The following is an 8,521-nucleotide window of genomic DNA, read 5'->3' as shown; positions in this document are numbered from 1 at the left end:
TTGGCAGGCGCAGCCGGGCAAGATTGCCTATGCTGCGCCAGGAACCACCATCAAGGAACCGGGGTGACGAGGATGGAAGCACTGTTCTACGTGCAACGCGACCAGGAAGGGCAACTGGAGCGGGTCGAACCCGTGCCGTACGCCGACCACACGGAAGTCCTGCCGGCCGACCACGCCGAGATCCAGGAGTGGTTTGCCGACGATATCGTCGAAAACAGCCTCAAGCAGCTCAAGCAGAGCGACCTGGACATGATCCGCGTACTCGAGGACCTGATCGAGGTGCTGACGGCCAAGGGCGTGTTCAGCATCACCGACCTGCCGACAGGGGCACAGGCGAAGTTGCTCAACCGCTCCAGCGCGCGCAAGGCGCTGGGGAGCTTGAACAACCTGATCGAGGAAGAGGAGGAAGGCGGGTTGATCTGAAGCCCGGACCTGTTCACTTTCCGAAGCTTGCACTGACCCTGTGGGAGCGGGTTTACCCGCGAAGCATGCAACGCGGTGGATGGCACGGGCTTCGCCCGTGTTCGCGGCGGTTCGACGCCTCGATAAACCCGCTCCCACAGGGATTCGCGCCAGCTTTTAGAAATTGAGCAAGACAGTTGCTCCCACAGGGAGCGAGCAGGCTTCAAGGCATTTGCTGCGATACGGAATTAGCGCCAGGGCGCTGGCTCGCCGACCAGTTGCCCCTGGATGCCGCCCACGCCCATTTCCACCAGCACCAGTCGCTCGCCTTCGGTCTCCACCCGTTCGGCAATCAGCGGCAGGTCGATGCTGTGCGCCGCGCGCTGGATAGCCTCGATGAACAACCGCTTGTGCTGCTCCTGGTCGATGTTGCGGATGTAGCTGCCATCGATCTTCAGGTAAGCCAGGCCCAGGTGCGCCAGGTTGCCGATCATGCTGAAGCGCCCGCCGAAGCGCTGCAGGGCCAGGCCGAAGCCAAGGCTGTGCAGGCGCCGGTTGAGTTTTTCCAGGGCGGCCTGCTCGGGCAGTTGCTCCTCGCCGATCTCGAAGATCAGCCGTGAGCCCAGCGCCGTGTTCTGCCCCAGCAGTTCGAAGATCCGCTGCAAGGCCTTGGGGTCGGCCAAGGTGGTCGCCGACAGGTTCAGCGCCAGCACCTGGTCATGTTTGCGCAGGTGCGCCAGTACCTTCTCCAGCACCAGCACGTCCAGCCGCGACATCCAGCCGAAACGCTCCAGCCAGGGCAGGAAGCGGCCGGCCGGCAGGGCCTCGCCCTGGTCGTCGAGCAGGCGAGAAATTACCTTGTGGTGCAGCACGTGCCGGGTGTCCTTGGCCTGCACCACCGGCTGGAAGAACAGCGCGAACTGGCCGTGGGCGAATGCTTCGTCCAAGCGCGTGTGCCAGGCATGCTGGCCGTCGCCAGCGACCGCGGCAACGCCCTGCTCCAGGCACACCCAACCTGGCGTCGGCTGGTTCTCGGCCCGCGCCAGCGCCTCGTCGGCCAGCTTGAGCAGGGCCTGGGGCTCATCGCCCGGGTGATACGGCGCAAGGCCGATGCACGCCACTGGCTGGACATCGCTGGCCCCGGTCTCGTGCAGGCTCTGCAGGGTGGCCTCCAGGGCCTGGGCAAGCTGGATGGCCTCGTCATGCACCATGCCTGGCGCCAGCACGGCGAATTCGCCGCCCCGGCTGCGGGAGATCAGGTCGTTGGTTTCCGGGTAACGGGCACAGGTACGGCGCAATTGCTCGCCCACCGCCTGCAGCAACTGGTCGGTGCGCTGGCCGCCCAGACGCGCGTTGAGCCCGGCCAGGCCCTGCACGCGCAACAGCAGCAGGTAGCCGGAACGCGCTTCTTCCAGGTTGCTGACCCGGGCATTGAGCTGCATCTCGAAATAACGGCGGTTGGACAGCCCGGTCAGGCTGTCCTGGTAGGACTCGGCGCGCAGACGCTCGCTGCGCTCGGCCTGCTCGGTGAACAGCGCCTTGAGCTTCTCGACCATCTGGTTCATGGCCTGCACCACCCGACGCAGCTCCGGCGTGCGCGGCAGCTCCGGCAGGCTGAGGAACTCGCGGCGGGCGATGGCGTGGGACTGCTCGACCATGTAGTCCAGCGGGCGCAGCTGACGGCGCAGCAGCAAGGCGCCGAGCACCGCGCTGGCAGCGCCGCACAGCAGCAGCCAGCCGAGGCTGCCCAGGGCGCTCTGCCAGAGCTTGGCGATGGCGAACATCGGGTGGCTGATCACCTCGACCCGCGCTGCCTGCTGCCAGCCACGGCTGACGATGGCATCGCCACCGGCCGCTTCCAGGCCGATCAGGTGGATGAACCAGCCCGGCACGCCGCCTGGGTCCGGCTCGGCATGGCGCTCCACCAGCACGCTGTTGGAGCTCAGGTCGACCACCTTGATGCTGGCGTAGTAACCGCTGTCGAAGATCGAGCTGACCATCAGCTCGGTCATCGCCGGGTCGTCGATGTTCGGCGTCAGCGACAGCGCCAGCGCCGTGGCCGCATCCTGGGCGTGGGAACGCAGCTGGTTGACGTACTGGCTGCGCGAGCTTTCCAGGCTGACCATGAAGCTGCCGCTGAACGCGACCACCAGGAACAGGCAAATGGCCAACAGCAATTGTTTGAACAGTGACATCTGTGCTCCTTCAGTAAACCGGTTCGGCCGGGAACCCTTCGGCCTGCATTTTCTTCAGCACGTCCTGCCAGCGAGACAGGCGCTTGGTGTCGCCGACCTTCTTGTTGCCTGCGGCGCCGGTCAACCACAGGCCCTCGCCATTGAAGGCGTACACCGGCAGCAGGTCGGCCCGCTCGCTGGCCGGCTTGATCGCGTCCATCAGGCTGTCGAGCACCAGCGGCTGCGCCTGTGGGCTTGAATAATAGGTCAGGACCATGTGCGCGCGGTTCTGGCGCAGGGCCTTGACGTAGGTGATGCGCAGTTTTTCGCTGGGGATGCCCATGCGCCGCAGGCTGAAGTACTTGGCGATGGCGTAGTCTTCACAGTCGCCGGCGCCCTTGATCAGCGACTGGATCGGCGTGGCCCAGTAGTCGACCTCGTGCCACAGGTCGATGTCCTCGACGTAGCGCATCTGGTGGTTGAAGAACAGGTTGACCACCTGCAGGCGCTGCAGCTCGCTGCCCTGGCTCTGGGTCGCCATCAGGTTCTGCCAGGCATCGATGCGGCCCTTGCCGGCACCGAGCGGGCCGTACAGGGCCTGGGCCTTGCGGCTGATCTCGGCGAAGTCCCAATCGGCGTGCAAGCCGCCCAGCAGCGCGCCACCCAGCAGCAGGGCAAGGCAGGCACGTCGCACGGCGGTCTTGAGCAGCCAGGTTATCGCCACTGCGAAGCCCTGTTCAGGTCATCCTTAAAGGAGCGATGGTGCGACTTGGCGAGCCAAAAGACAATGGCACCCTGCAATCATGCAACCGGCTGTCGGCTTGCCATCACTTTCTATTTAAGCCCTAAGCGGTACTACTTCCTTTGCCCAATGACTTGCTCCACCATGTTCCTGGCCTGGCAGCGCCCGCCCCAGTGCGCGAGCGGGTTTGACAAGGCCCCTTGCCCCTCACTAGTGTCATTGGATCCAACTTTTGTCGTCGAGGCAGAACCCGCTTGGCCGAGAAAATAAAACTGAGCAACGTGCTGGCCAGCGAACAGCTGCCGGCAAACCTGGCCCGTGGCGTGATCGAAGAACGCCTGCGCAACGCCATCCTCGATGGCCGCCTGCCGCCCGGCACTGCCGTGCGCCAGCAGGAGCTCGCCACCTTGTATGGCGTCAGCCGCATGCCGGTGCGCGAGGCACTGCGCCAGCTGGAGGCGCAATCGCTGCTGAAGGTGGAGTTGAACAAAGGCGCAGTGGTCGCACCGCTGATTGGTGAAGACGCCGTCGACACCTATGCCCTACGCGTGCTGCTCGAGAGCGAGGCACTGCGCCAATCGATCCCCCTGCTCGATGCCGCTGACATCGCCTGTGCCCGCAGCTACATCCAACAGCTGGAAAACGAAACCCGGCATGCCGAGATCGGCCGGCTCAACCGCCTGCTGCACATGGCGCTGTACCGCAAGGCGCCAAACCAGAAGCTGCTGCGCCTGATCGAAAACGAACTGAACGAGGAAGAGCGCTTCCTGCGTTTCCACCTGTCGTCCATGGGCCTGGGCAAGCTGACCCAGGACGACCACATCGCCCTGGTCGATGCCGCCAGCGACAAACTGGTGGACGAGGCAGTGAGGGTGCTGGAGCAGCACCTGAACAGCGGCGCCCGCGTTATCCGCCAGTACCTGGACAGCCAGGGTTCCCGATAGGGCCAGCACAGGGGTGTTGCCAAACGCCCTCTCTCCAGCAAACAATGAGACTAATTATCATTCATGCCGGCTGCGCGTCATGCCCTCCAACGATTCCGTGCACACCCTCTACAGCGACCACCACAGCTGGCTGAAGACCTGGCTGCGCAGCCAGCTGGGCAATGCTGCCGATGCCGCCGACCTGGCCCAGGACACCTTCGTGCGCCTGCTGCAACGCCAGCAGCCGCTGCGGCTCAACACTCCACGGGCGTTCCTGCGCACCGTCGCCCGCGGCCTGGTGATCGACCACTGGCGGCGAGAAGAGCTGCACCGCGCCTACCTGGAGGCCCTGGCCCAGCTGCCTGAAGCCCAGGTGCCCTCGGTGGAGACGCGTGAGCTGCTGCTGGAACTGCTCGAGCGCATCGCGCGGCTGCTCGACGGCCTCAAGCCCAAGGTGCGCCAGGCTTTCCTGCTGGCACAGTGCGAAGGGCTGGGCCACCAGGCCATTGCCGAGCGGATGGGCATCTCGCTGCGCTCGGTGGAGCGCTACGTAGCCGATGCGCTCTACCACTGCTACCTGCTGCGCTACGAAGACGAACACTGACGTGGCGCCCTCCTCCCAGGCGGTCAAACAGGCCATTCAATGGATGCTCAGGCTGCGTGAGAGCGGCAACGACCCGGTGTTGTCGGAACAGTGCGAGCGATGGCGCCTGGCGACACCGGAACATGAGCTGGCCTGGCAACGGGTGACGCACCTGCACCGGGAGCTCGACCTGCGCGCCGTACCTGGCGCCAGTGTGGCCATGCAGACCCTGGAGGCCAGCCAGCGGCGTCTGCACCGGCGCCAGGCGCTCAAGCTGCTCGGCGGCGTGGCCCTGGTGGGCACGGCAGCCTGGCTGGGCAAGGACCTGGACAGCGTCAGCAGCTGGACCTCGGATTACGCCACCGCGACCGGCGAGCGTCGCGGCATCCGTCTGCCCGATGGCTCGCTGATGCAGTTGAACACCCGCAGCGCCGTCGATCTGGCCTTCACCGGGCAGCAACGCCTGGTGCGTCTCAGGCAGGGCGAACTGATGCTGACCTGCCGGGGCGACCAGCCATTGCAGGTGCAGACGCGGGATGCGCTGTTCGAAAGCGTCGAAGGGCGCTTTACCCTGTACCAGCAGGGCGACTGCACCCAGCTTGGCGTCAGCCAGGGCAAGGTGGCCATTCACCACCCTGGCCTGGGTGAGGTGCAATGGATCGACAGTGGCCAGGACTGGCGCGTGGATGCCCGCGGCGCGCAGCGCCTGGAGCGACTGGATATGGATGCCATGGCCTGGAGCGACGGGCTGATCGTCACCCGTGACATGCGCCTGGCCGACTTCCTCGCCCAGGTGAGCCGTTACCGCCAGGGTTACCTCAGCTGCAGCGATGCTGTCGCGGACCTGCGCCTGTCGGGAGTGTACCGCCTGGAGGACCCGGAACAGCTGCTGCACCTGCTGCCGCAGACCCTGCCGGTGCGGTTGCGTGAGCGCACCCGCTGGTGGATACGGTTGGAGCATGCGGCCTAGCTGCAGGATTTTCTGGCGGGTTTTGACCGGGTGCACGGCTAGGACAGTAAGCGACACCTTCTGCCCTCAATGACTCCACGGACCTCGACATGCCCAGTGCTCCACCTTCTGCACACCCCACCCACAAGCAGGATCTTCGACCTGCATCGAGTTCGGCGCTGCTCGGCAAAGCGGTGCGTGCCGCCCTGTTCGGCACTGCGCTGGGCCTGGCCAGCGCGCCGATGCTGGTGCTGGCCGCCGAGCCCGCGCAAACCAGCCAGCCTTTCGACATCGCGGCAGGCCCGCTGGACGACGTGCTCAACCAGTTCGCCCGCCAAGCCGGCATCACCCTCTCGAGCACCCCGCAACTGACCGGCGAACGGCGCTCCAGCGGCTTGCGGGGGCACTATTCGATCGAGCAGGCCCTGCGCCTGCTGCTCAATGGCACGGGGCTGGCAGCCGCCAGTGAGGATGGCCGCAGCTACGTGCTGCGGGTTGGCCCGGAAGACGCCGCACTGTCGCTGCCTGACACCAACGTGCGCAGTTTCACCCTGGGCAACGCCTTGGGCAGCATGGACGGCTACAACGCCAGCCACAGCCAGGTCGCGACCAAGACCAGCATGCCGCTGGTGGAAACCTCCCAGTCGGTGTCCGTGGTGACCCGCCAGCAGATCGACGACCAGGGTTCACAGACGGTCGCCCAGGCCATGCGCTACACCCCCGGGGTGCTGACCAACCCCTATGGCGCCACCCACCGCTACGACTACGTGGCCATGCGCGGTTTCAACGATGGCTCGGTGGACAACATCTACGTCGATGGCTTGAAGTCGATGGGGGACAACGGCACCTACAGCACCATGCAGGTCGACCCCTACTTCATCGAGCGGATCGATATCCTCAAGGGGCCATCGTCGGTGCTTTACGGGCGCAGCTCACCGGGCGGCCTGGTGGCGCTGACCACCAAGAAGCCGCTGTTCGAGGCCTATCATCAGGTGCAGGCCAGCGTGGGTACTCAAGGCCAGCGGGGTATGGCTTTCGACTTCAGCGGCCCACTGGATGACGACAAGCGTATCGCCTACCGGCTGACTGGCCTTGCCGATGCGTCCGACACCCAGTTCGACCACAGCAAGGAAGAACGTTACGCCATCGCGCCGGCAATCAGCATCGACTTTACCGAAGATACCTCGCTGACCTTGCAGGCCTACCTGCAGAAGGACCCCAACGGCGGCTACCACGGTGGCAACCCGGCCGACGGCATGCTGCACAAGCGCAATGGCCAGCGCCTCTCGGACCACTTCTTCGAGGGCGAGCCGGGCATCGACAACTACGAACGCACGCAGCAATCGTTCAGCTACCAGTTCGAACATCGCTTCAATGACGTGTTCACGGCGCGGCAGAACTTCCGCTACCAGGATTCCGACGTGTCGATGGACCAGGTGTACTCGGCCGGCTGGGCGCAAGCTGAGCAGAACATCCTCAACCGTGCCTACACCGGCGGTGACGAGCGCCTGCACTCGTACATCATCGACAACATGTTGCAGGCCGAACTCTTCACCGGCGCGGCCAAGCACACCCTGCTGCTGGGCACCGACTACCAGCGCCGCAAGGCTGACGTGGAATGGCGCTACGGCAGCGTAGGGCCTCTTGATACGGCTGATCCGCAGTATGGCCATGGCAACCTGCAGGTGCTGGGTGAAAATCGCTACCAGCGCCGTTTGCAGCAGACTGGCGTGTACCTGCAGGATCTGGTCGAGCTGGAGCAGTGGCGATTCTCGCTGGGGCTGCGCCAGGACTGGGTGAAGGTCTCCCAGGAAGACCGCGACAGCAACACCAAGGTCAACGACGCGCGTTCGAAGTTCACCACTCGGGCCGGTGTGCTGTATCTGTTCGAGAACGGCATCGCGCCTTACGCCAGCTACTCGGAGTCGTTCAACCCCAACACCGTGTCCGACCAGGAGGGCCGGCCGCTGGCACCGACCGAAGGCACCCAGTGGGAAGCCGGTATCAAGTACCAGCCGCCAGGCAGCGATAACCTGTTCACCGCATCGGTGTTCCGCATCGAGCAGGAGAATCTGGCATCCAAGCAACCGAACGAGGACTTCTACCGCCCGGTGGGCCAAGTACGCTCGCAAGGCCTGGAACTGGAAGCCCATGTGCAGGTGACCGACAACCTGAAGCTGCTGGGGGGCTATACCTTCACCGATATCGAGTACACCAAGTCGATGCCGAGCCTGGTGGCGGGCAGTGTGGACAACAAAGGCAATTCGCCGACCCAGGCACCGCAGCAGATGGTTTCGCTATGGGCCGACTACAACTTCCGCCAGGGCGCGCTGGATGGCCTGCGCCTGGGCGGCGGCGTGCGCTATGTGGGGTACAGCTGGGTGGATGCGGAAAACAGCATGAAGGTGCCCGCCTACACCCTGTTCGATGCCTCGATGGGCTATGACCTGGGCAAGGTCGGGCTCAAGGGTGTGGATGTGCGGCTCAACGCCAACAACCTGACCAACGAAACCTACATCACCTCGTGTGCCAGCCTGAACTACTGCTACATGGGTGAAGAACGTAACGTCAGCGCCACGGTCAGTTATCAGTTCTGATAGCGGACCGGAAAAGACAAAGCCCCTGTCTGCAGCGCAGACAGGGGCTTTGGATTTGAATCTTGACGATGACCTACTCTCACATGGGGAAACCCCACACTACCATCGGCGATGCATCGTTTCACTGCTGAGTTCGGGATGGGATCAGGTG

The 8,521-nt window shown here is 64.6% G+C and carries 7 protein-coding genes and 1 rRNA gene; 5 read left to right on the top strand and 3 right to left on the bottom strand.

Annotated elements, in window-relative coordinates; all coding sequences use genetic code 11:
• Window positions 1-81: 81 nt before the first annotated feature.
• Window positions 82-423: a tryptophan synthase subunit beta gene (locus ACIP21_RS27905; protein WP_400694732.1), complete on the top strand. Its 342-nt coding sequence runs from the start codon at window positions 82-84 to the stop codon at window positions 421-423.
• Between the two features lie 227 nt (window positions 424-650).
• On the opposite strand, the gene lapD is transcribed toward ACIP21_RS27905, so the two are convergent.
• A complete protein-coding gene (gene lapD, locus ACIP21_RS27900) occupies window positions 651-2,597 on the bottom strand; it encodes a cyclic di-GMP receptor LapD (RefSeq protein ID WP_400694716.1) in 1,947 nt (648 codons plus the stop codon).
• A 10-nt stretch (window positions 2,598-2,607) separates the two neighbouring features.
• On the bottom strand, window positions 2,608-3,300 hold the full coding sequence (gene lapG, locus ACIP21_RS27895; RefSeq protein WP_400694714.1) for a cysteine protease LapG: 693 nt from the start codon (window positions 3,298-3,300) through the stop codon (window positions 2,608-2,610).
• 272 nt (window positions 3,301-3,572) lie between these two features.
• Here lapG and ACIP21_RS27890 point away from each other — a divergent pair, with 272 nt between their 5' ends.
• From ACIP21_RS27890 to ACIP21_RS27875, 4 genes are all read left to right on the top strand, one after another.
• Window positions 3,573-4,262: a GntR family transcriptional regulator gene (locus tag ACIP21_RS27890; protein ID WP_400694712.1), complete on the top strand. Its 690-nt coding sequence runs from the start codon at window positions 3,573-3,575 to the stop codon at window positions 4,260-4,262.
• Between the two features lie 79 nt (window positions 4,263-4,341).
• On the top strand, window positions 4,342-4,845 hold the full coding sequence (locus ACIP21_RS27885) for a sigma-70 family RNA polymerase sigma factor (protein WP_400694710.1): 504 nt from the start codon (window positions 4,342-4,344) through the stop codon (window positions 4,843-4,845).
• Window positions 4,799-5,794 carry a FecR domain-containing protein gene (locus tag ACIP21_RS27880; protein ID WP_400694708.1) on the top strand — a complete coding sequence of 332 codons (996 nt, stop codon included), beginning with the start codon at window positions 4,799-4,801 and terminating at the stop codon, window positions 5,792-5,794. Before ACIP21_RS27885 ends, ACIP21_RS27880 begins: the two co-directional genes overlap by 47 nt.
• A gap of 221 nt (window positions 5,795-6,015) precedes the next feature.
• Window positions 6,016-8,370 carry a TonB-dependent siderophore receptor gene (locus ACIP21_RS27875; RefSeq protein WP_400694730.1) on the top strand — a complete coding sequence of 785 codons (2,355 nt, stop codon included), beginning with the start codon at window positions 6,016-6,018 and terminating at the stop codon, window positions 8,368-8,370.
• A gap of 60 nt (window positions 8,371-8,430) precedes the next feature.
• Here ACIP21_RS27875 and rrf read toward each other — a convergent pair.
• Window positions 8,431-8,521, bottom strand: a 5S ribosomal RNA gene (gene rrf / locus ACIP21_RS27870); the annotation flags it as partial.

It is taken from the genome of Pseudomonas sp. NPDC089401 (assembly GCF_044749485.1).
Classification (GTDB): domain Bacteria; phylum Pseudomonadota; class Gammaproteobacteria; order Pseudomonadales; family Pseudomonadaceae; genus Aquipseudomonas.
Note: the sequence above shows the minus strand (reverse complement) of the source record. Positions and strands in the feature narration are given on the sequence as shown.